Source organism: Brevundimonas sp. FV1ye7S, assembly GCF_058680995.1.
The window spans coordinates 759,493-780,862 of record NZ_CM178726.1; the positions used below are offsets into that span (position 1 = coordinate 759,493).

Genomic DNA, 21,370 nt, shown 5'->3' on the forward strand with positions numbered 1-21,370 from the left:
CATGAGGACGCTGGCGGGGCTGTTCCAGCCCGTCGAGGCGGAGACGCCTTACGGCGGGCGGAGCGTGACGTTCGAGGCGGTCGGGTCGGCCTGGCTGAAATGCGGGGCGCGGCGGCGGAGCGAACGGGGCGAGGGGGATCAGAGGCGGGCGGTCGAGACCCTGGAGGCCGAGGCGCGGAGCGATGGGCGGCTGACGGTCGGGCGGGTGCTGCGGTTCGGCGGGGCGGACTGGGCCGTGGTCTCGGTTCAGGACCTGCGGCCGGGGCGGGTGAAGCTGGGGCTGGAGCGGCGCCGATGAGGGATCATGAAAGCGCGCTGCAGAAGGCGGTGCTGGCAGCGCTGAAGGGGGATGCGGCGGTTGTGGCCCTGGTGGGCGGGCGGGTGTTCGACCAGGCGCCGGAGGGAGCGGAGCATCCGCATCTGGTGATCGGCCGGTGCGAGAGCCGACCGGTGGCGGCGGACGGGGGCGGGGTCGAACAGCGGCTGACCCTGACAGGGGTGTCGCGGTTCGCCGGATCGGAAGAAGCCAAGGCGGTGGCGGCGGCGGTGCGGGCGTGTCTGCACGAGACGACGCTGGAAGCCGACGGGGTGCGGACGGCGACGCTGAGGGCGAATTTCGCCGACGTGTTCCGGGCGGGGGACGGGCGGCGGACCTATGCGGTGGTGCGGCTGAGGGCGGTGACCGAGGAAGTGGCGAGTGGTTAGTGGCGAGTGGCGAGCTGGGTTCGGGAGGCGGACGCATCGGGGGACCCGCTGCGACGATTTTCCTCGCCACTCGTCACTCGCCACTCGCCACTCAAGAGCAAAGCGAGGACGAAAATGACCGCACAGGCGGGCAAGGACATGCTGCTGAAGATCGAGGGCGCGCCGGGCGTGTTCACGACGGTGGCGGGGTTGAGGGCGCGGACGATTTCGCTGAATGCGCGGACGGTGGATGCGACCGACGGCGACAGCGCCGGGCGGTGGCGCGAGCTGCTGGCGGGGGCTGGGGTCAAGTCGGCCGCGGTGTCGGGGCAGGGGATCTTCCGCGATGCGGCTTCGGACGCCCTGGTGCGCGAAGCCTTCTTCGATCAGGCGGCGAAACGGTGGCGGCTGGTGGTGCCGGACTTCGGCGTGCTGGAGGGGCCGTTCCTGGTGGCGGCGCTGGAATACGCCGGCGAGCACGAGGGGGAGGCGACCTTTGCGCTGAGTTTGGCCAGCGCCGGAGAGATCGGGTTTTCTGCGACATGAGCGGCGGGGACTGGCCCCCCTCGGGCCGCGGGGCGGCCCTCTCCCCCCAAGGGGGGGAGATTGGCGCGCGCGGGGAGGGGGCGGTGGTGCTGGGCGGGGTGCGGCGCAGGGTGTGTCTGACCCTGGGCGCGTTGGCGGAGATCGAGACCGGGCTGGGGGTCGAGGGACTGGCGGCGGCGGCGGAGCGGATGAAGGCCCTGTCGGCGCGGGATCTGATGGTGGTGCTGGCGGCGGTGTTGCGCGGGGGCGGAGAGACGGCGCCGGATGTGGCCGGGGTCGAGCCGCGCGAGGCGGCGCGGGCGGTGGCGGCGGCGTTCGAGGCGGCGGCGCGGTGACGTCTGCACAGACACCGTGGGGCGAGATGCTGCGGGCGGCGATGCGGATGGGAATAGCGCCCGAAGCCTTCTGGCGGCTGTCGCTGAAGGAGTGGCGGATGCTGACCGCGGCGCCGCGCGGAACGGCGCCGATGGGTCGGGCGGGGCTGACGAAACTGATGGAGGACTGGCCGGATGACGGATGAATTCGGGCGCGGCGGGATCGAGGATCTGCCGCTGAAGACCGCCGAGGCCGGGGCGGCGCTGGAGGCGTTGAAAGGCCCGGCCGAGGATGCGGCCAACGCCATCGAGGCGGCGTTCGGCCGGGCGGGCGACAGTCTGACCCGGTCGCTGGCGCGGGCGGCGGCGGACGGGGAGGTGTCGCTGTCGGAACTGGCGAAGGCGGTGCTGGATGCGGTGAACGCGGCGGCGGGGTCGGGCGGATCGGGCGGCGGACTGAGCGCGGCGATCCAGGCGGCGATGAGCAGTTTCGGCGGGGCGAGGGCCGACGGGGGGCCGGTGCTGGGCGGTGCAGCCTATCTGGTCGGAGAGCGCGGGCCGGAGGTGTTTCGGCCGGCTACCGGCGGCGAGGTCGGCCCCGTCTCTGGCGGCGGAGTGACGGTCAATGTGGCGGTGGACGGCGGGGCCCCGGCCCTGCTGCGCTCCGAGGCCCAGATCGCCCAGATGCTGGCGCGGGCGGTCAGCCTGGGGGCGCGGCGGATGTAGAAACGCCGCCCCGTCGAGGACGGGGCGGCGCTGAAGTCACTCAGGCAATGAGGCTATTCGCTCTTGGGGTTCGGGCCGAAGCGGTTGTCGCCCTGATCGCCTTCCACCAGGCCGATCCACAGCAGGAAGGCCAGGGGGACCAGGGCGGCGAGGACGAAGGCGCCCACGGCCGGTCCCATCATGGCGAAGAGAGCGGCGGGATTGTTCTCGTAATAGTCGGCGCCCACGCCGCCGGCGATGGCGGCGCCCATCACCATGAAGAAGCCGATGATCAGGAAGACGGTCGATGCGACCCAGGGGATGGCGACCAGCCAGCCGGTCTTGCCCATGTCGTGCAGGCGCTTCACCGAAATGGCGAGGTTCGGCCAGATCAGCACGAAGCCGAGCAGGTTGATGACGGGGATCCAGCTGATGACCACATTGACGCCCAGCAGGACCAGCCAGCCGATCCAGAAATGGCTACGACGGACGCGGCCCTCGAACGACAGGAACAGCTTCTGCCAGTCAAAGCCGGCGACGGTGGTGTCGGTCGAGGCGGACAGACCGCCGGCGACGCCGACGGTCGAGGGGGCGCCGGCCAGGATCAGGATCTGTGTCGCCTCTTCGCCTTCGGGCACGAAGTCGACGCGGACGCCGGCGGCGGGCACGGCCGGCGACTGAAGGCTGGATGAGACGAAACTGTAGCGCGCGCCGTCGTCGCCGCTGATCAGGCCGGCTCCGGCCGTGGTGTCATAGCTGAGGATTTCGCCGCGCAAGTCTTCGCTCCCGTCTCGATACGGCCATTGCGACCGCGATGGGGCGAGCATGGACGAGCGGCGCTCTGCGAACAAGTGAAACAGGGGACAGGTTCGGATGGACTTCCATGAGGTGCGGCTGCCCGCGCGGCTGGCCTTCGGCTCGACCGGCGGGGTCGAGCGAAGGACGGAGATCACCACCCTGGGCTCCGGATTCGAGCGGCGGTCCAGCCCCTGGGCGATGGGGCGTCGGCGGTACCTGATCGGGGCGAACCTGAGGTCGCTGGACGACATGGCGGCGCTGATCGCCTTCTTCGAGGCGCGGCGGGGGCGGCTGTACGGGTTCCGGTTCAAGGACTTCGCCGATTTCAAGTCGTGCGCGCCCAGCGGGACGGTCTCGGCGGGGGATCAGGCGCTGGGCGTCGGCGACGGGGTGCGGACGGTGTTCCCGCTGATCAAGGCCTATGGCGACGTGGAGCGGTCGATCGTCAAGCCGGTCGAGGGGACGGTCAGGGTCGCGGTCGGGGGCGTCGAGACTTCGGGCTTTGCGGTGGACGCGGCGACCGGGGCGGTGAGCCTGGCGGTCCCGCCGGCGGCGGGCGCTGCGGTGACGGCGGGCTTTCAGTTCGACACCCCGGTGCGGTTCGACACGGACCGGATCGAGACGACCCTGGAGAGTTTCGACGCCGGGCGGATGGCGGCGGTTCCGCTGATCGAGGTGCGGGTCTGAAGCGGGTGAATGGTGAGTGGTGAATGGTGAGGAGAGGGGCGGCGTGGCTCGGCAGGCCGCCGCTCACGATTCACGATTCACGAGTCAAGCCCTCACGACAGAGGTGACGATGAGAGACATACCGGACGAAATGGCCGCCCGCATCGAGAGCGGGGCGGCGAGGCTTTGTCATGTCTGGCGGCTGGAGCGGGCCGACGGGGCGGTGACGGGGTTCACCGATCACGACCGGGATTTGGTGGTGGACGGGGTGGTCTGTCGGGCCGGGAGCGGCTGGACCGCCGGGGCGGCTGAGAGCGCCGTGGGTCTGGCGGCGGGCGCTGTTTCGGCGGCGGGCGCGCTGGATGACGCGGCGATCACCGAGGCGGATGTGGCGGCGGGCCTGTTCGACGGGGCGAAGGTCGAGCTGTGGCGGGTGGACTGGTCGGAGCCAGATTTGAAGGTTCGGCTGTGGGCCGGGACCCTGGCGCGGATGCGGCGCGAGGAGGGGCGGTTCCTGGCCGATCTGGAAGGGCCGCTGTCGAAGCTGGAGCGGGTGGTCGGGCGAACCTATGGCCGGATGTGCGACGCGCGGCTGGGGGATGAACGGTGCGGGATCGCGGCGGCGGGGCGGCGCTGTGACAAGCGGTGGGAGACCTGTGTCGGGACGTTCGGGAATGGGGTGAATTTCCGGGGGTTCGCGGACGTGCCGGGGGATGACTTCCTGACGGCCTATCCGGCGGGAGGCGCGCGGAACGACGGCGGGAGCCGGCGGTGAGGGGGGCGACGACGGTGATTTCTCCCTCCCTCTGCGGGGGAGGGGCGTCAGCGCGCAGCGATGACGGGGTGGGGGCGGCAGGGGCAGCGGGCGCGGGTCGCCTGGCCCTTCCCACCCGGTCTCGCCTCCGGCTCGCCCCCCCTCCCCCGCAGGGGGAGGGAGAGGCGCGTGCGGCGGCGGTGGTTGTTGCGCGGGCCTGGCTGGGGACGCCGTATCGGCATCAGGCCAGCATGAAGGGCGTGGGGGCGGACTGTCTGGGGCTGGTGCGCGGGGTGTGGCGCGAAGTGGTGGGCGAGGAGCCGGAGGGGCTGCCCGCCTATTCGCCGGACTGGGCCGAGACCGGCGGGCGCGAGACCCTGCTGGAGGCGGCGGGGCGGTGGCTGAAGCCGGTTCCGGTCGAGGCGATGCGGGCGGGGGACGTGCTGTTGTTCCGGATGTCGGCGGGGGCGGCGGTGAAACACTGCGCCATCCTGAGCGACTGCGGCGGGCCGGAGCCGAGGATGGTCCACGCCTATTGGGGACGGGCGGTGGTGGAGAGCTGGATGGGGATGTGGTGGCGTAGGCGTTTGGCGGCGGTGTTCCGGTTTCCGGATTGAATATCTCCCTCCCCGACCGGGGAGGGCAGGCGAGCCGTAGGCGAGACCGGGTGGGGCGGGCAAGGCGATACACGCTCGGTCCGTGCGGCCTTGCCGGGCCGCCCCCACCCGGCCGCTGCGCGGCCCCCCTCCCCCGCGGGGGAGGGAGACGATTTGAGGAGGCGTAGATGGCGCAAGTCGTACTGAGCGCGGTGGGGCAGTCGGTCGGGGGGCCGGTCGGGCGGGTGATCGGGGCGACGATCGGGCGGGCGATCGACAATCGGGTGGTCGGGTCGCTGTCGCCGGCGCGGCAGGTCGGGCCGAGGCTGGAGACCCTGAAGGTGCAGGGGACGGCGGAAGGGGCGCCGATGGCCTGTGTGTTCGGGCGGGCGCGGGTGACGGGGCAGGTGATCTGGGCGGCGCGGTTCCTGGAGGACAAGGCCAAGGGACGGGCGGGCAAGGGCGGGCCGAAGACGGTCGACTATGTCTATTCGCTGAGCTTCGCCGTGGCCCTGTGCGAGGGGGAGATCGACGGGATCGGCCGGGTCTGGGCCGACGGGCGGTTGATGGACCTGAACGGCGTGGCGATGCGGGTGTATCGCGGGGGCGAGGACCAGACGCCCGATCCGCTGATCGAGGCGGTCGAAGGGGCGGCGCCCGCCTATCGGGGCACGGCCTATGTGGTGTTCGAGGACCTGCCGTTGGGGCCGTTCGGGGACCGGGTTCCGCAGTTGAGTTTCGAGGTGTTCCGGCGACCGCGCGGGGAACGGGCGCGGCTGGAGGATATGCTGGAGGGGGTGTGTCTGATCCCCGGCGCGGGGGAGTTCGCCCTGGCGACCGAGGCGGTGATGCGGCGCGAGGGGTTGACGCGGACGGCGGCGGAGAATGTCCACAACGGCGAGGGCCGGGCGGACCTGGTCGTGTCGCTGGACCAGCTGCAGGCGCAGCTGCCGAATCTGAAACGGGTCAGTCTGGTGACAGGTTGGTTCGGGGATGATCTGCGGGCCGGGCGTTGCCGGGTGCGGCCGGGGGTGGAGCGGCGCGACAAGCCGACCGAACCGATGGACTGGTCGGTGGCGGGCGTGGAAAGGCATGAGGCGTACGAGGTCAGTCGGGCCCCTTCCGTCGGCTTCGCCGACACCTCCCCCAGCGGGGGAGGATCTGCCCCGGCCTATGGCGGGACGCCGTCGGACGAGAGCGTGCGGCAGGCGATCCGCGAGCTGAAGGCGCGGGGGCTGGAGGTGACGCTGTATCCGTTCGTCTTCATGGATTGCCCCGGCTATCCGTGGCGCGGACGGGTGGCGGGTGTGGACGGGGCGGGGGCGACGGCGGAGATCGCGGCCCTGTTCGGCGGGGCGGACGATTGGGGGCTGCGGCGGATGGCGCTGCACTATGCCCGGATCGCGGCCGAGGAAGGGGCGGACGGCCTGTTGATCGGGTCGGAGATGCGGGGCGTGACCTGGACGCGGGATGCGGCCGGGGCCTTTCCGGCGGTGGCGCAGTTCCGGGCGCTGGCGGCGGAGTGCCGGGCGGTGGTCGGGCCGGGGGTGAAGCTGTCCTATGCGGCCGACTGGAGCGAATATTTCGGGCGGCAGTCGGGCGGGGAGGTGGTGTTTCACCTGGACCCGCTGTGGGCCGATACGAATATCGATCATGTGTCGATCGACTGGTATCCGCCGTTGACCGACTGGCGCGAGGGCGACGGCGGGGTGGATTCCGCGGTGTTCGATGGGGCGGCGGACCCGGCCTATCTGGCGGCGGGCGTCGCGGGCGGCGAGGGGTTCGACTGGTTCTATGCAGGCGCGACCGACCGGGCGGCGCAGGCCAGGACGCCCATCGTCGATACGGCGCACGGCGAGGACTGGCTGTTCCGACCCAAGGACCTGAAGGGGTGGTGGTCGAACTTCCATCATGATCGGCCGGGCGGCGCGCGGTCGGCGACGCCGACGGCCTGGATTCCCGGCATGAAGCCGGTGCGGTTGTCGGAGTTCGGCTGTGCGGCGGTGGACCGGGGCGGCAATGCGCCGAACCTGTTTCAGGACCCCAAGAGCAGCGAGAGCCGTCTGCCGCCGGGATCGACCGGCGCGCGCGACGACGCGGTGCAGCGGGCGGCGCTGGAGGCGGTGCTGGGGCATTATGCGGCGGCGGAGAACAATCCGGTGTCGGCGGTCTATGGCGGGCGGATGCTGGCGGGGGCGGACGCCTGGTGCTGGGACGCGCGGCCCTATCCGGCCTTTCCGGCGCGGGGGGACGTCTGGGCGGATGCCGGGGCGTGGCGGGCCGGGCACTGGCTGAACGGACGGCTGGCGGGGGACGGGCGCGACCTGATCGCGGCGGTGCTGGCGTGGGGCGGTCTGGCGGCTGATGAAATGTCGGTGGAGGGCGTCGAGGGGGCGGCGGCCGGCTATGTGATCGACCGGCCGATGCGGACGCGCGATGCGCTGGAGCCGCTGCTGGCGGCGTTCGATGCGGTGGCGGCCGAGCGGGACGGGCGGGTGGCGGTGCTGGGGCGGACGGCGACCTGCGCCGATCTGGCGCGCAAGGCCCTGGCTCTGCCGGAACAGGGGGCGGCGGAGACGGCGACGCGCGCGCTGGAGCCGCGGCCCGGCGAGGCGAGGGTGCGGTTTATCGACGAGACGGCCGACTATCAGACCGGCGCGGTGGTCGTGCGGACGGACATCGGTGAGCCCGCGACCGGCGGCGGGGTGGATCTGGATCTGCCGCTGGCGTGTGGCGGCGGTCTGGCGCGGGCGGCGGCGGAGCGGGCCCTGGACGGGGCTGGGGCGGAGACGACGACCCTGGCGCTGGGGCCGCTGGAGGCCTTGCGGCTGGAGCCGGGAGATGTGGTGCGGCTGGAGGGCCGCGAGGGCGACTGGCGGGTGACGCGGACGACGGCGGACGAGACGCCGTCGGCGGTGCTGGAGCCGGTCGGGGTCCGGCGGACCTTTGAGGATCAGGCCGGCGGGCGCGGCGGCGAGGCGCCGGCCGTGGTCGGGGCGCCCTTCGTGCGGGTGATGGACCTGCCGCCCCTGATGGGGGGCGAGGACGACGGGCGGCCGGTCGTGGCGGCGGCGGCTGAGCCGTGGCGGCCGATGCGGCTGCACGCCGGGGTCGGGGCGGAGACTCTGACGGCGCGGGGCGACTTGGAGACGGCGGCGACGGTCGGGGTTCTGGTCCAGCCGCTGGGGCCGGGGGTTCGCCATCGCTGGGACGAGGTTCAGGCGCTGACGGTGCGGGTCGAGGGGGCGGCGCCGCAGAGCGCCTCGGCGCTGGCGGTGCTGGGCGGGGCCAACGCCCTGGCGGTCGAGACGGCGGCGGGGTGGGAGGTGGTGCAATATCGGTCGGCGACCCTGGTCGGGGCGGACACCTGGCGGCTGACGGGCCTGTTGCGCGGACAGCAGGGCACCGAGGTCGAGATGCAGGCCGGGGCGGCGGCGGGATCGGTGGCGGTGTTTCTGGACGAACGGCTGGCGCGGGCCGAAATCGGGCGCAATGAACGGGGTCTGCCGCTGATCTGTCGCGTCGGACCGGCGGGGGCGGCGCCGGGCGGGGCGGGGTTTCGCGAGGCCGGCTTCACCTTGCAGGGCCTGTACGCCCGGCCGTGGTCGCCGGCGGGGCTGATTGTGGAGGCCGGTGCGGAAGGATGGACGGTGCGGTGGACGCCGCGCGTGCGCCTGTATGGGGACGGATGGGACGGGGAGCCTGCGGGGGTGGATCCGATGCGGTTCCGGGTGCGGGTGACGGACGCCGAAGACGTGCGGCGAACGATGGAGGTCGAAGGGACGACGCTCCTGTATTCCGCAGCCGATATGGGGGCGGACTTTCCTGGGGGCGTGACGCCGACGGCGCGGATCGGCATTGCGCAGTGGGGCGAGGGGTTCGGCTGGGGCGTGGAGGCGGAAATCGGCCTGATCTGAGCAAATATGCCGGGTCCGGCCCTTTGCGGGGGCGGGAGCATGGCTTAACTGACGGCCTCTTGGTGTTTTCAGTTGGAGCGGCAACGCACGTGGCAGGCGATCCCTACAAGGAACTGGGCGTTTCGAAGGGCGCGAGCGCGGACGAGATCAAGAAGGCGTTCCGCAAGCTGGCCAAGGAGCTGCACCCCGACAAGAACCCCGGCGACAAGATCACCGAGGACAAGTTCAAGCGGGTGACGGCGGCCTTCGACATTCTGGGCGACGCCGAGAAACGCGCCAAGTTTGACGCTGGCCAGTTGGATAACGACGGCAACGAGCAATATCGCGGCTTCAGCGGCGGCGCGCGGCCGGGCGGGAGCCCGTTCGGCGGCGCGGGCGGCGGGTTCGGCGGCGGGCCGGGCGGCCGGGCCAATTTCGAAGGCGTCGATCTGGACGAACTGTTCGGCATGTTCGGGGGCGGCGGACGCCAGCGGGGCGCGCGGGACTTCACCGCGCGCGGCCAGGACGTCAAGGCGACGCTGGACATCAGTCTGGAAGACGCCATCGCCGGGGCGACCAAGCGAATCCAGTTCTCGGACGGCCGGACCCTGGATGTGACCATTCCCAAGGGGGCGGCGGACGGCCAGACCATTCGCCTGCGCGGACAGGGATCGCCCGGACGCGGGGCCGAGAACGGCGACGCCCTGATCGAGCTGAAGATCGAGCCGCATCCGATCTACAAGCGCGACGGGGCGGACCTGACCATGGACCTGCCGGTGTCGGTGCCCGATGCGGTGCTGGGCGCCAAGGTGCGGGTGCCGACGCCCGAGGGCGCGGTGCAGATGACGATTCCGGCCGGCTCCAACTCGGGCAAGCTGCTGCGGCTGAAAGGGCGCGGGGCCTTCGCCCAGGGGCGGCGCGGGGATCTGCTGGCGCGGCTGGTCGTGACCCTGCCGGACGAGCCAGACGCGGCCCTGACTAAATTCGCCGAAGACTGGCGCGCCAAGCGGCCGTATACGCCGGGGCGTTGAGCCGCGCCCAAGCCGCATGAAGCGCGGTCGCGCAAGGGGAGAGCCATGATCGCAAAGCCTGATGTGAAGCCGGCGCGGCCGTGGTTTTCGGCCGGGCCGACGGCCAAACGGCCCGGCTATAGTCTGGCGGGCCTGCCGCAGGACCTGTTGGGGCGGGGCATTCGCGCGCCGGAGGTGGTGGAGCGGTTCGCCCATGGCCTGCGGCTGACGCGGGCGGTGCTGGAAGTCCCGGAGAGCCATGTGCTGGTCTATACGCCCGGGTCCGACACCGGGGCGGTCGAGGCGGCCCTGTGGGGCATGCTGGGGGCGCGGCCGGTGCAGGTGGTGGCGTTCGAGAATTTCGGCCTGACCTGGCTGGCGGACGTGAAGGACCATCTGGGGCTGGAGCCGGAGGCGCTGACGGCGCCCTGGGGCGAACTGCCGGACCTGAGCCAGGCCGACTGGTCCAAGGACGTGGTGTTTCCGTGGAACGGCACGACCTCGGGCGTGCGGGTGCCGGACGCCGACTGGATCGCCGACGACCGGGAGGGGCTGGCCATCTGCGACGCCACCTCGGCCGCCTTCGCCATGGCCTTGCCGTGGGAGAAGCTGGATGTCGTGACCTTCAGCTTCCAGAAGGCGCTGGGCGGAGAGGCGGGCATCGGCGTGATGGCCCTGTCGCCGCGCGCGGTGGCGCGGCTGGACACGTACCGGCCGGATCGGGCTATTCCCAAACTGCTGCGGCTGACGGACGGCAAGGGGTTCGACCGGGCCCTGGGGCAGGGGGTGGCGATCAACACCTTCTCGATCCTGACCATCGAGGACTGGATCGACGCCCTGGAGTGGGCGCAGGGGATCGGGGGCTTGAGCGAATTGATCCGGCGAACGGACGCGAACTACGCCGCCCTGGCCGAATGGGTGGCGCGGACCGACTGGATCGATTTCCTGCCTGAACGGCCCGAGATCCGCTCAACCACCTCGGTCTGTCTGAAGTTCACCGACCCACGCATAGCCGTTCTGGACGCCAAGGCGCAGAAGGCCTTCGTCATGCGGTTCAAGGCCCTGCTGGAAGGCGAGGCGGCCGTGTTCGACATGGAGCCCCACCGCAACGCGCCGCCGGGACTGAGGCTGTGGTGCGGCTGCACGGTCGAGGTCGCGGATGTGGTCACGGCGACGCCGTGGCTGGAGTGGGCGTTCGAGGCGGCGGTGGGGGAACTGTCGTAAAATACGACGGTTCGGGACGACATCGGATGATTCCCTCGCTATAGGCTGCGCCCGCATTCAGATCGTCGCGATGAGGCGGCGCCAGCTGGTTTTGACGCGGTCTCCGAGGAGAACGCTAAGGCGGAGTACGGACTTTGGCGAACGTAGCGGTGGTCGGCGCCCAGTGGGGCGACGAGGGCAAGGGCAAGATCGTGGACTGGCTGTCCAACCGCGCCGACATGGTCGTGCGGTTCCAGGGCGGTCACAATGCGGGCCATACGCTGGTCGTGGACGGCAAGGTCTACAAGCTGGCTCTGCTGCCCAGCGGCGTGGTGCAGGGCAAGCCGTCGATCATCGGCAACGGCGTGGTCGTGGATCCCTGGCACCTGGTGGGCGAGATCGAGAAGATCGAGGCCCAGGGCGTGGCCATCAGCCCCGATATCCTGACCATCGCCGACAACGCCTGTCTTATCCTGCCCATCCATCCGGCCCTGGACGTGGCGCGCGAGGCGGCGGCCAGTGCGCCGGGGGCCAAGATCGGCACGACCGGGCGCGGCATCGGCCCAGCCTATGAGGACAAGGTCGGTCGGCGCGCCATCCGGGTGTGCGACCTGGCCAATGAAGACGACCTGAAGGTCAAGATCGAGCGTCTGCGCTCGCACCATGACCCGCTGCGGGCGGGCCTGGGGCTGGAGCCGATCGACCCGGAGGCGCTGCTGGCGTCGCTGCTGGAGATCGCGCCCAAGATCCTGCCCTATGTGAAGCCGGCCTGGCGCGTGCTGGACCAGGCGCAGAAGGACGGCAAGCGGGTGCTGTTCGAAGGCGCGCAGGGCGCCTTCCTGGACGTCGATCACGGCACCTACCCTTACGTGACCAGCTCCAACACCGTGGCCGGACAGGCGGCGGCGGGGTCGGGCGTCGGGCCGCGCGGCGTCGGCTATGTGCTGGGCATCGTGAAGGCCTATACGACCCGCGTCGGCGAAGGCCCGTTCGCCTGCGAGCTGGATGACGAGGTCGGACAGCATCTCGCGACTGTCGGCCGCGAGGTCGGGGTGAATACGGGCCGGGCGCGGCGCTGCGGCTGGTTCGACGCCGTGCTGGTGCGCCAGTCGGTGGCGATCAACGGCATCGACGGCATCGCCCTGACCAAGCTGGACGTGCTGGACGGGTTGAAGACGCTGAAGATCTGCGTCGGCTACAAGGTCGATGGCGAAGTTCTGGATTATCTGCCGTCCAGCCTGAAGGCCCAGGCCGCCGCCGAGCCGGTGTTCGAGGAACTGGAAGGCTGGAGCGAAAGCACCGCCGGGGTCCGCAGCTTCAAGGACATCAACGCCAACGCCATCAAATATGTGCGTCGGATCGAGGAACTGATCGGCGCGCCGGTGGCCCTGCTGTCGACCAGCCCGGAACGGGACGACACAATCCTGATGCGAGATCCCTTCCAGGGCTGAGGGCAAACGACCCCCGATTCAACGGGCCTTAACCAGCAACCGGTAAGCCTGCGGGTGAAACCGGAGCAGAAGCCTTGTTCACCGCCGACGCCAGAACCCTGAGCCGTCTCGAACCCGCTGTGCGGCGGATCGTGATCGTCGAACCGAACGCGGCGTCGGCGCGGTTGCTGTCCGACATCATGAAGGGGTTGGGCGCGCGCGAGGTCTATACCGAGAGCGATGAAGAACGGGCGTTGGAGCTGCTGCGCGACGTCGAGCCGGGCGTCATCTTCACCGAACGTTCGGGCGAGGCCTTGAATGGGGAAACCCTGACGCGGCGCGTACGTCGGTCGTCGATGAGCTGCCGTATGGCGCCGGTCATCATGGTGACGGGCGAGGCGACCGCCGCCGCCATCAAGGGCGCGCGCGACGCCGGGGTGCATGAGTTTCTGCGCAAACCCTATACGACCGGCGACCTGTTCAAACGGGTCGAGAACGTCGCATTGAAGTCACGGCCCTGGGTCGAGGCGGTCGGCTATGTCGGGCCGGATCGGCGCCGGTTCAACTCGGGCGAATATTCAGGCGCACGCAAGCGCCGGGCCGACGGATCGACAGACGGGCCTGTCGACGTCAAGGATCAGGCGTTGCGCATCCTGGTGGCGGCGATGAGCCAGTTTGATCAGGACCCGGCTCAGGCCATGCGCGCCATTCGCCAACAGGCCCAGACGCTGAAGACCGTGGCGGTCAAGACCGGCGACGCCAAGCTGGCGATCGCGGCGGGCGGGCTGGAAGCCTTCATGGGCGCCGGCGCCGTCACAAAGGGCGGTCTGGCCCAGCCCATCGGGGCGATCATGGCCCTGGTTCAGCCGGCGCCGGCGCAGATGGCGCGAGCGTCCTGAGAAATCCTATCGCGCCCCCCGCCGCTTGAGCGGGAGGCGCGACAGCCGTGTGTCAGGCGTCGACCAGGTTCCGTTCCTCGGCGGCGGCGCGCATGGCTTTCTGCAGCTTCTCGAAAGCGCGGACCTCGATCTGACGGACGCGCTCGCGCGAGACGCCGTACTGGCCGGCCAGTTCTTCCAGAGTGACGGGATCGTCCTTGAGGCGGCGTTCCGTCAGAATGTGTTTCTCGCGGTCCGTCAGCTCTTCCATGGCCTCTTGCAGGAGGCTCATGCGGATGCCCTTTTCCTCGTCGTCGGCCAGCTGGGTCTCCTGGGAGACAGCCGTGTCGTCCGCCAGCCAGTCCTGCCATTCGCTTTCGCCGTCGGCGCGCAGCGGCGCGTTCAGCGAGGCGTCGCCGCCGAGGCGGCGGTTCATGTTGGTGACCTCTTCCTCGCTGACGCCCAGTTTGGTGGCGATGGCGGCGAGGTGTTCGGGGTGCAGGTCGCCTTCCTCGAAGGCCGAGATCTGGCTCTTGGCCTTGCGCAGGTTGAAGAACAGCTTCTTCTGGGCGGCGGTGGTGCCCATCTTCACCAGCGACCAGCTGCGCAGGATGTATTCCTGGATCGAGGCCCGGATCCACCACATGGCGTAGGTGGCCAGGCGGAAGCCCTTGTCGGGATCGAATTTCTTGACGGCCTGCATCAGGCCGACATTGCCCTCGGAAATCACTTCGCCGATCGGCAGGCCGTAGCCGCGATACCCCATGGCGATCTTGGCCACGAGACGAAGGTGCGAGGTCACGAGACGGTGGGCGGCTTCGGGATCCTGGTGTTCCGACCAACGCTTGGCGAGCATGAACTCCTCGTCCTTGGTCAGCATCGGGAATTTGCGGATTTCCGTCAGATAACGCGACAGGCCTTGTTCAGGCGACATCACCGCGAGCGTACTATTGGCAGCCATATGGTCCCTCCGACCGTCAAAACGAGCGGGCGCTTCGACACCGGCCACCCATGTGCGCCGACGTCTCACCCCTCAACCGATGAAGTAGCGATGGGTTGCCGCCGTTTTTAGGGGCGGGCGGTCACACGAAAGCGTGACCGTGGCCCGGGCGCCACTCGTGCCGGCCAGAGCTCGATATAGAAACGTGTCAGTTGCTATTCAAGACGCTCCTGCGGGGCGGCGTCACGTCCCATTCAAAGTCACGGTCTGTTGCCGGCGAAGCTGGTCGGCGGCGAGCGCGCGCTCTTCCGGCGTCAGATCTGCAGGCCGGCAACGCCGGACAGGGAAGCGCGATCCAAGGACGGTCTCGTTCCGGCAGACCAGAGGTCGTCCGGCGCGACGTTCCTCCGCCTTCGTTCCGTTCGTGCGGGCGGCGGTCGTGGTGGCTTGGTCAGCTTCCTGCGCCATGGCTTCGCCAGCTTCCTGAATCGAAACAGGCGCCGATCCGGTGGGAAGCGGCAGAGTCGTAGCTTGACCGGAGAGCGCGAGGAGGGAAGCGAGAATAATCATGTGTGAAATCCCCTTGTATACTTACGGTATGTCGGAATGGCCCGATTTGACAACCCATGGACGCAGGAAGAGGCTTTGGCCTCATCAAATTCCGAGCAAGCCTCGATAGGTTGGATGGACGACGTCCGCGTATTCGGGATGCTTCTGAAGATAGGCGGAGAAGAAGGGGCAGACCGGCAGGATCAGCAGGTCGCGGGCCCTGGCGTCGGCGAGGACGTGCTTCGCCAGGCGGCTGGCGATGCCCTGGCCCTCAAGACATTCTGGGACCAGGGTCTCCGTGATCATCAGGTTCGGCGGAGACAGGTTGTAGGTGACGACCGCCAACTCGCCATCGACGGGCAGTTCGTAACGGTTGAGCTCGGCGTTGTCGCGGATGTCCGGGTCGAGCATGGGGGCCTCAGAGGTCGGAGAGCAGGGCTTCGAGCCGCGCCATGTCGGCGGGCGGCGGGGTCTCGAAGCGGAGGGTTTCGCCGGTGACCGGATGAACGAAGCCCAGGACAGCCGCGTGCAGGGCCTGGCGGGCCAGGCCGGCGTCGGCGACCGCAGCCCGGACGGCGGCGGCGGGGCTGCCCGAGCCATAGGTCGCGTCTCCAAGTATGGGCGAACCCTTGGACGATAGGTGAACGCGGATCTGGTGCGTGCGGCCGGTGTGCAGGGTGCAGGCGACGCGGGCGGCGAGGGGCGCGCCGCTCGCTTTGGCCGGTTCGCCGAAAGTCGCCTGGACGACATAGTCGGTGATCGCCTCGCGTCCTCCAGCTTTCAGCACGGCCATCTTCTTGCGGTCGCCGGTCGAGCGTCCGATGCGGGTTTCGATCCGGCCTCTGGACGGAGACGGGGCGCCGCGCGTCAGGGCGATATAGGTGCGTTCGATGTCGTGGGTCGCGAACAGGGCGGACAGGCCCTGATGGGCGCGGTCGGTCTTGGCGGCGACCATGACGCCGGACGTGTCCTTGTCCAGGCGATGGACGATGCCGGGGCGGGCGACGCCGCCGATGCCCGACAGGCTGTCGCCGCAGTGGGCCAAGAGGGCGTTGACCAGGGTGCCTGTCTCGCAGCCCGGCGCCGGGTGGGCGGCCATGCCGGCGGGCTTGTCGATGACGATCAGATCCGTGTCCTCGTAGAGGACGGTCAGGGGGATGGCTTCGGGCTGAGGCGTGGCCGGGGCCACGGGCGGCAGGGCGACGACATAGAGACCGGGTTGGGCCTTGGCGGAGCCGGCGGTCAGGACCAGGCCGTCGCGACGGACGGCGCCTTCCGCGAGCAGGGCCTGGAGACGGGCGCGGGACAGCGTTGGGAAGACGTCTGCCAACGCCTTGTCCAGCCGAACCCCGGGCGCGTTGAGGCGGGCTTCCAGCACCTCCGTGGAGGCGGGAGGCGGGGGCAGGTCTTCTTCGTCGATCAGATCAGGGTCGGACACCGGGGCTCCCTAGCACGGCGCGCGGCTTGCGCGAGGCCCCGTCGTCGGTCGATAGTGAAGCTTGGGGGCGTAGGGGAATCCGATGAAGCGTTTTCTGATCACGGGCGGCGGGATCGCCGCAGCGGCGCTGCTGGGCAGTTGCTCGACCATGAGCAAGGACGAATGTCTGGCGGGCGCCTGGAGTGAAAAGGGCTATGCCGACGGGGCGGCAGGCTATCCGATGAGCCGGCTGGACGATCATGCCGAGGCCTGCGAAAAATATCAGGTGGGGCCCAATCCGGCGGCCTATGGATCGGCGCGCGAGGACGGGCTCAGGACCTATTGCACCTTCCAGCGGGGCTGGACCGAGGGGCGGGCGGGCAACACCTATTACGGCGTCTGCCGACCCGAGGAGGAGGCGGAGTTTCTGCCTGCCTACAATGACGGGCGCAGGCTGCACGAGGTCGAGGCGGCGGTTGCAAGCGCCGAAAGCGCGCTGAGCAGCGCCGAGGCTCGCATCGAGGACCGGGAGGACAAGCTGGACGCCAAGCAGCGCGAACTCCGGTCGGACGGCCTGACGGATGACGAGAAACAGCGAATTCGCGACCGGATCGACGAGGTGCGCGGGGAAATCCGCAGCGCGCGCCGCAACGCCCGTGAGGCGCGCGACGCGCTGGATCGCGCAGAGTGGGACCTGCGCCAGGTGCGCGGCGAACTGAGCGGCCGCTACCCGGTCTTCTGATCGATCAGGCGGCCTTGACGGCGGCGCCGCGGAAGGACGGGTCCAGGTCGCCCGAGGCATAGCGCGTAGCCATCTGAGCAGTCGACAGCGGGCGGATGCGCGATGCCTGACCTTCGCAGCCGAACTGCTGATACCGCTCCATGCAGAGCTTCTTCATCGCGGCCTTGGCGGGCTTCAGATAGGCGCGCGGATCGAACTCCCGCGGGTTTTCCATCAGAGCCTTACGGATGGCGCCGGTGATGGCCATGCGGTTGTCCGTGTCGATATTGACCTTGCGCACGCCGTGCTTGATGCCGCGCTGGATCTCCTCGACCGGCACGCCCCAGGTCTGGGGCATTTCGCCGCCGTACTGGTTGATGATGTCCTGCAGATCCTGCGGCACGGAAGAACTGCCGTGCATCACCAGGTGGGTGTTGGGCAGGCGGCGGTGGATGTCCTCGATCACATTCATGGCCAGGATGTCGCCGTCCGGCTTCTTGCTGAACTTATAGGCGCCGTGGCTGGTGCCCATGGCGATGGCCAGGGCGTCGACCTTGGTCGCGGCGACGAAGTCGACGGCCTGATCCGGGTCGGTCAGCAGTTGCGAATGATCGAGCTTGCCCTCGAAGCCGTGGCCGTCTTCCGCCTCGCCCATGCCAGTCTCCAGCGATCCCAGCACGCCCAGCTCTCCCTCGACCGAGACGCCGCAGGCGTGGGCCATTTCGGTGACGCGGCGGGTGACCTCGACATTGTATTCGTAGGAGGCGGGGGTCTTGGCGTCCTCTTCCAGCGAGCCGTCCATCATCACCGAGGTGAAGCCGTACTGGATGGCGGTGGCGCAGGTTGCCGGGCCGTTGCCGTGGTCCTGGTGCATGCAGACCGGGATATCGGGATAGAGTTCGGCCAGGGCGTCGATCAGCTTGGCCAGAACCACGTCGTTGGCGTAGTTGCGGGCGCCGCGCGAGGCCTGGATGATGACCGGGGCGTTGACCTCGTGGGCCGCCTCCATGATCGCCAGACCCTGCTCCATATTGTTGATGTTGTAGGCGGGCAGGCCGTAGTCGTTCTCTGCCGCGTGGTCGAGCAGCTGTCGCAGCGTGATGCGCGCCATGGATAGTCTCCTGAGCCGAATAGTCTTTTTTGATTGGGCAAGAGACTAGCGGCGAGGCGTGACGAAGTCACGCCGCGTTACAGCCGTTTCAGCGCGAATTCGGAAGGCCGGGATGCAGGCGTGATCCGCCTGCACCGCCGCCGATCAGACGCGCAGGGCTTCGACGCCGGGCAGGGGCTTGCCCTCCATCCATTCCAGGAAGGCGCCGCCGGCGGTGGAGACGAAGGTCATGTCGTCCGATACGCCGGCGTGGTTCAGGGCTGCGACCGTGTCGCCGCCGCCGCCGACCGCGACCAGAAGCCCGGCCTTGGCCAGGGCCGCCGCATGACGGGCGACGGTCACGGTGGCGGCGTCGAAGGGCGGCACCTCGAACACGCCCAGAGGGCCGTTCCAGATCAGGGTCTTCGAAGCGGTCAGGGCCTCCAGCAGCCGCGCGACCGTGGCGGGGCCGGCGTCGAGGATCTTGTCATCGGGCGACAGAGCGGCGCCGGCGACGACGGGGCGTGACGTGGCGCCGGGCTTGACCTCGGTCGCGACCACGAAATCGACGGGTAGCAGCAGTTTGCAGCCCTTCGCCTCGGCCTCGGCCGTGATCTCGCGCGCCGTGTCGGCCATGTCGCGTTCAGCCAGCGAGCCGCCGATGTCGATGCCCTGGGCGAACAGGAAGGTGTTGGCCATGCCGCCGCCGATGGCCAGCCGGTCCAGCTTGCCGACGAGGTTCTTCAGCAGGTCCAGCTTGGTCGAGACCTTGGCCCCGCCGACGATGCCCAGGACCGGCTTCTGCGGATTGCCCAAGGCGGCGTCCAAAGCGTCCAATTCGCGGCGCATGGATTCGCCGGCGTAGGCGGGCAGGTGGTGCGCGATGCCTTCTGTCGAGGCGTGGGCGCGGTGGGCGGCCGAGAAGGCGTCGTTGACATAGAGGTCGCCCAGGTCCGCCAGCTTCTGGGCGAAGACCGGATCATTGGCCTCTTCCGCCGCGTGGAAGCGGACGTTCTCCAGCAGGACCACGCCGCCGGCGTCCAGGTCGCGGATGGCGTCCACGGCGTCCGGGCCTATGCAGTCGTCGGCGAAGCGGACAGGGGCGCCGAGCAGGTTCTCCAGATCGTCCACGACCGGCTTCAGGCTCATCGACGGGACGCGCTGGCCCTTGGGACGGTCGAAATGGGCCAGCAGCGCGACCTTGGCGCCGGCGTCGCGCAAGCGCTGGATCGTCGGCAGGGCGACCCGCAGCCGGGTGTCGTCCGTGACCTTGCCGTCCTCCATCGGGACGTTGAAGTCCACGCGGACCAGGGCCGTCTTGCCGGCGAGGTCTTTGGCGTCGTCGAGGGTGCGGAAGGTCATGGCTATTGTGTCAGGTCCAGATTTCAAGTGGGCGCGATCAGGTTACGCGCTCCCAAGAGGGCTATAAAAATCAGTGCATTGATGATGGCTTGCCAGAGAACGAAGTTAAGGCTCGGTCCCATTACGCTATCGACGAAGCGGCGCTCTGCTTCTTCGTCCGCTAATCCCATTTCCTTCATCCGGTTTAGGACGCGCCCGTTGCCGGAGAAGGCGATGAAGAGTGCGACGACGGGCGGGACAAAGAGCCAAAGCCACCAACCGAGCCAGCCTGTGATGGCTGACACGATCCATTCGGCAAAAAGCACCAGTCCCGCCATCAGAGCCCCCGCTCTTAGATTTTTACAGGAACTTCGCCATCACCAGGGCGGTGTCCGCCATGCGGGTCGCGAAGCCCCATTCGTTGTCGTACCAGCTGAGCACGCGGGCCAGCTTGCCGTCGACGACCTGGGTCTGCGGCAGGGCGGCGGTGGACGAGGCGGCGATGTGGTTCAGGTCGCTGGAGACCAGCGGATCGGTCGTCGTGAACAGGACGCCCTTCATCGGGCCGTCGGCGGCGGCCTGAAGCGCGGCGTTGATCTCGTCGGCCGAGGTGTCGCGACCGGAGACGACCTTCAGATCGACGACCGAGACGTTCGGGGTGGGGACGCGGATGGACGAGCCGTCCAGCTTGCCCTTCAGTTCCGGCAGAACCAGACCCAGGGCCTTGGCGGCGCCGGTCGAGGTCGGGATCATCGACAGGGCGGCGGCGCGGGCGCGGTACAGGTCCTTGTGCATCGTATCCAGCGTCGGCTGGTCGCCGGTGTAGGAGTGGATGGTGGTCATGTAGCCGCGCTCGATGCCGAACAGGTCGTTCAGCACCTTGGCGACGGGGGCCAGGGCGTTGGTGGTGCACGAGCCGTTCGACACGACGATGTCGTCGGCGGTCAGGGTGTCGTGGTTGACCTTGAAGACGATGGTCTTGTCGGCGCCCTCGGCGGGGGCCGAGACCAGCACACGCTTGGCGCCGGCCTTCAGGTGGGCGCTGGCCTTGTCCTTGGCGGTGAAGATGCCGGTGCATTCGAAGGCGATGTCCACCTTCAGTTCGGCGTGCGGCAGGTTTGCCGGGTCGCGCTCGGCCGTGACCTTGATCTTGCCCGTGCCGACGTCGATCCAGTCTTCGCCCGAGGTCACCGTGCCGGGGAAGCGACCGTGCACCGAGTCATAGCGGAACAGGTGGGCGTTGGTCTCGACCGGACCCAGATCGTTGATCGCCACCACTTCGATGTCCGTGCGGCCGTGCTCGATGATCGAGCGAAGGACGAGACGGCCGATGCGGCCGAAACCATTGATGGCGACGCGAACGGTCATGGGGAGGCTCCTCTGAACGATTATGTTGTTGGCGTCTCAATGGAACTGTCGCGCCCCGGTTTCAACCCCGCCGCCGCGCCTTAGCCCTAACATGGCGTGAGCAAGCGTTACGGTTTGGGTTGGCGGGACCGTGTCAGGCAAGAAACACCCCTGTCGGGGCGGTTTCGTCCTTGGTGAGCAAAATTTTTGCGACAGGGGTTGTGCGACTCCGGCCGGTATGGTTTCTTGGCGTCAGAACAGGGAGCCCCCGTGGCCACGATGACGCGCGACATGATGAAGGGATGCACCGCTCAGGCGGCAGCGACCGTTCGCGCGCCGATCGGTCTGGAAAGCCCTGTATTCCTCATTCTCCTCGTACTTCTCGGCCTGCTTACGCAAGCGGCGTGGATGCACGCGACCTGACCTAGACACACTCAGGATCGCCTCGCACCACCCCGCTCCCGAAAGGAAGCGGGGTTTTTCGT

The 21,370-nt window shown here is 69.3% G+C and carries 25 protein-coding genes; 16 read left to right on the forward strand and 9 right to left on the reverse strand.

Annotation, left to right across the window (positions count from 1 at the left end; genetic code table 11):
* The first annotated feature begins 1 nt into the window (after position 1).
* The 6 genes from ACW18C_RS03600 (at position 2) to ACW18C_RS03625 (ending at position 2,270) form a co-directional block, all read left to right on the forward strand.
* Positions 2 to 298: a phage head-tail adapter protein gene (locus ACW18C_RS03600; protein WP_492072836.1), complete on the forward strand. Its 297-nt coding sequence runs from the start codon at positions 2 to 4 to the stop codon at positions 296 to 298.
* Positions 295 to 705, forward strand: coding sequence for a DUF3168 domain-containing protein (locus ACW18C_RS03605; RefSeq protein WP_492072837.1), 411 nt, complete (start codon positions 295 to 297; stop codon positions 703 to 705). The genes ACW18C_RS03600 and ACW18C_RS03605 overlap by 4 nt, the downstream gene beginning before the upstream one ends.
* A 114-nt stretch (positions 706 to 819) precedes the next feature.
* Positions 820 to 1,230, forward strand: coding sequence for a phage major tail protein, TP901-1 family (locus ACW18C_RS03610; RefSeq protein ID WP_035311442.1), 411 nt, complete (start codon positions 820 to 822; stop codon positions 1,228 to 1,230).
* Positions 1,227 to 1,565 carry a GTA-gp10 family protein gene (locus ACW18C_RS03615; protein WP_492072840.1) on the forward strand — a complete coding sequence of 113 codons (339 nt, stop codon included), beginning with the start codon at positions 1,227 to 1,229 and terminating at the stop codon, positions 1,563 to 1,565. The genes ACW18C_RS03610 and ACW18C_RS03615 overlap by 4 nt, the downstream gene beginning before the upstream one ends.
* Positions 1,562 to 1,750 (forward strand): phage tail assembly chaperone, encoded by a 189-nt coding sequence (locus ACW18C_RS03620; protein ID WP_492072841.1) that lies wholly within the window; start codon positions 1,562 to 1,564, stop codon positions 1,748 to 1,750. The genes ACW18C_RS03615 and ACW18C_RS03620 overlap by 4 nt, the downstream gene beginning before the upstream one ends.
* Positions 1,740 to 2,270, forward strand: a complete 531-nt coding sequence (locus ACW18C_RS03625; protein ID WP_372705247.1) for a phage tail tape measure protein — start codon at positions 1,740 to 1,742, stop codon at positions 2,268 to 2,270. Before ACW18C_RS03620 ends, ACW18C_RS03625 begins: the two co-directional genes overlap by 11 nt.
* Positions 2,271 to 2,323: 53 nt before the next feature.
* Here the strand turns inward: ACW18C_RS03625 and ACW18C_RS03630 are convergent, their stop codons facing one another.
* On the reverse strand, positions 2,324 to 3,025 hold the full coding sequence (locus tag ACW18C_RS03630; protein WP_492072842.1) for a DUF805 domain-containing protein: 702 nt from the start codon (positions 3,023 to 3,025) through the stop codon (positions 2,324 to 2,326).
* Between the two features lie 97 nt (positions 3,026 to 3,122).
* Here ACW18C_RS03630 and ACW18C_RS03635 point away from each other — a divergent pair, with 97 nt between their 5' ends.
* The 8 genes from ACW18C_RS03635 (at position 3,123) to ACW18C_RS03670 (ending at position 13,501) form a co-directional block, all read left to right on the forward strand.
* Positions 3,123 to 3,734, forward strand: a complete 612-nt coding sequence (locus ACW18C_RS03635) for a phage distal tail protein, Rcc01695 family (RefSeq protein ID WP_492072844.1) — start codon at positions 3,123 to 3,125, stop codon at positions 3,732 to 3,734.
* Between the two features lie 109 nt (positions 3,735 to 3,843).
* The gene (locus ACW18C_RS03640; protein ID WP_492072845.1) at positions 3,844 to 4,488 is read left to right on the forward strand and encodes a phage/gene transfer agent baseplate hub protein; all 645 of its coding nucleotides are present in this window, start codon (positions 3,844 to 3,846) and stop codon (positions 4,486 to 4,488) included.
* 179 nt (positions 4,489 to 4,667) lie between these two features.
* Positions 4,668 to 5,084 carry an NlpC/P60 family protein gene (locus tag ACW18C_RS03645; protein ID WP_492072846.1) on the forward strand — a complete coding sequence of 139 codons (417 nt, stop codon included), beginning with the start codon at positions 4,668 to 4,670 and terminating at the stop codon, positions 5,082 to 5,084.
* A 167-nt stretch (positions 5,085 to 5,251) separates the two neighbouring features.
* Positions 5,252 to 8,980, forward strand: a complete 3,729-nt coding sequence (locus ACW18C_RS03650; protein WP_492072847.1) for a baseplate multidomain protein megatron — start codon at positions 5,252 to 5,254, stop codon at positions 8,978 to 8,980.
* An 89-nt stretch (positions 8,981 to 9,069) separates the two neighbouring features.
* The gene (locus ACW18C_RS03655) at positions 9,070 to 9,990 is read left to right on the forward strand and encodes a DnaJ C-terminal domain-containing protein (protein ID WP_492072849.1); all 921 of its coding nucleotides are present in this window, start codon (positions 9,070 to 9,072) and stop codon (positions 9,988 to 9,990) included.
* 45 nt (positions 9,991 to 10,035) lie between these two features.
* Positions 10,036 to 11,193 (forward strand): phosphoserine transaminase, encoded by a 1,158-nt coding sequence (locus tag ACW18C_RS03660; protein ID WP_492072850.1) that lies wholly within the window; start codon positions 10,036 to 10,038, stop codon positions 11,191 to 11,193.
* Positions 11,194 to 11,327: 134 nt separating this feature from the next.
* Positions 11,328 to 12,623, forward strand: a complete 1,296-nt coding sequence (locus ACW18C_RS03665; protein ID WP_035310453.1) for an adenylosuccinate synthase — start codon at positions 11,328 to 11,330, stop codon at positions 12,621 to 12,623.
* A 74-nt stretch (positions 12,624 to 12,697) separates the two neighbouring features.
* Positions 12,698 to 13,501 (forward strand): response regulator, encoded by an 804-nt coding sequence (locus tag ACW18C_RS03670; protein WP_008264315.1) that lies wholly within the window; start codon positions 12,698 to 12,700, stop codon positions 13,499 to 13,501.
* A gap of 52 nt (positions 13,502 to 13,553) precedes the next feature.
* Here ACW18C_RS03670 and rpoH read toward each other — a convergent pair whose 3' ends face one another.
* The 4 genes from rpoH to ACW18C_RS03690 all read right to left on the reverse strand — a co-directional run bounded on the left by rpoH (position 13,554) and on the right by ACW18C_RS03690 (position 16,407).
* A complete protein-coding gene (rpoH, locus tag ACW18C_RS03675) occupies positions 13,554 to 14,441 on the reverse strand; it encodes an RNA polymerase sigma factor RpoH (RefSeq protein WP_081836252.1) in 888 nt (295 codons plus the stop codon).
* 222 nt (positions 14,442 to 14,663) lie between these two features.
* Positions 14,664 to 14,990 carry a hypothetical protein gene (locus ACW18C_RS03680; RefSeq protein WP_492072851.1) on the reverse strand — a complete coding sequence of 109 codons (327 nt, stop codon included), beginning with the start codon at positions 14,988 to 14,990 and terminating at the stop codon, positions 14,664 to 14,666.
* An 84-nt stretch (positions 14,991 to 15,074) separates the two neighbouring features.
* Positions 15,075 to 15,380: a GNAT family N-acetyltransferase gene (locus ACW18C_RS03685; RefSeq protein ID WP_492072852.1), complete on the reverse strand. Its 306-nt coding sequence runs from the start codon at positions 15,378 to 15,380 to the stop codon at positions 15,075 to 15,077.
* 7 nt (positions 15,381 to 15,387) lie between these two features.
* Complete coding sequence (locus tag ACW18C_RS03690; protein WP_492072854.1) at positions 15,388 to 16,407, reverse strand: RluA family pseudouridine synthase; 1,020 nt, start codon at positions 16,405 to 16,407, stop codon at positions 15,388 to 15,390.
* 82 nt (positions 16,408 to 16,489) lie between these two features.
* Between ACW18C_RS03690 and ACW18C_RS03695 the strand changes: the two genes are divergently transcribed.
* A complete protein-coding gene (locus tag ACW18C_RS03695) occupies positions 16,490 to 17,128 on the forward strand; it encodes a DUF2799 domain-containing protein (protein ID WP_492072855.1) in 639 nt (212 codons plus the stop codon).
* A 4-nt stretch (positions 17,129 to 17,132) separates the two neighbouring features.
* Here the strand turns inward: ACW18C_RS03695 and fba are convergent, their stop codons facing one another.
* The 4 genes from fba to gap all read right to left on the reverse strand — a co-directional run bounded on the left by fba (position 17,133) and on the right by gap (position 20,906).
* Positions 17,133 to 18,218, reverse strand: coding sequence for a class II fructose-bisphosphate aldolase (fba, locus tag ACW18C_RS03700; protein ID WP_492072856.1), 1,086 nt, complete (start codon positions 18,216 to 18,218; stop codon positions 17,133 to 17,135).
* A 144-nt stretch (positions 18,219 to 18,362) separates the two neighbouring features.
* On the reverse strand, positions 18,363 to 19,559 hold the full coding sequence (locus tag ACW18C_RS03705; protein ID WP_492072858.1) for a phosphoglycerate kinase: 1,197 nt from the start codon (positions 19,557 to 19,559) through the stop codon (positions 18,363 to 18,365).
* Between the two features lie 23 nt (positions 19,560 to 19,582).
* Positions 19,583 to 19,876: a hypothetical protein gene (locus ACW18C_RS03710; protein WP_492072860.1), complete on the reverse strand. Its 294-nt coding sequence runs from the start codon at positions 19,874 to 19,876 to the stop codon at positions 19,583 to 19,585.
* Positions 19,877 to 19,898: 22 nt separating this feature from the next.
* The gene (gene gap, locus ACW18C_RS03715; protein ID WP_292148607.1) at positions 19,899 to 20,906 is read right to left on the reverse strand and encodes a type I glyceraldehyde-3-phosphate dehydrogenase; all 1,008 of its coding nucleotides are present in this window, start codon (positions 20,904 to 20,906) and stop codon (positions 19,899 to 19,901) included.
* 249 nt (positions 20,907 to 21,155) lie between these two features.
* On the opposite strand from gap, the gene ACW18C_RS03720 reads away from it, so the two are divergent.
* Positions 21,156 to 21,308 (forward strand): hypothetical protein, encoded by a 153-nt coding sequence (locus tag ACW18C_RS03720; RefSeq protein WP_154725852.1) that lies wholly within the window; start codon positions 21,156 to 21,158, stop codon positions 21,306 to 21,308.
* Positions 21,309 to 21,370 lie beyond the last annotated feature (62 nt).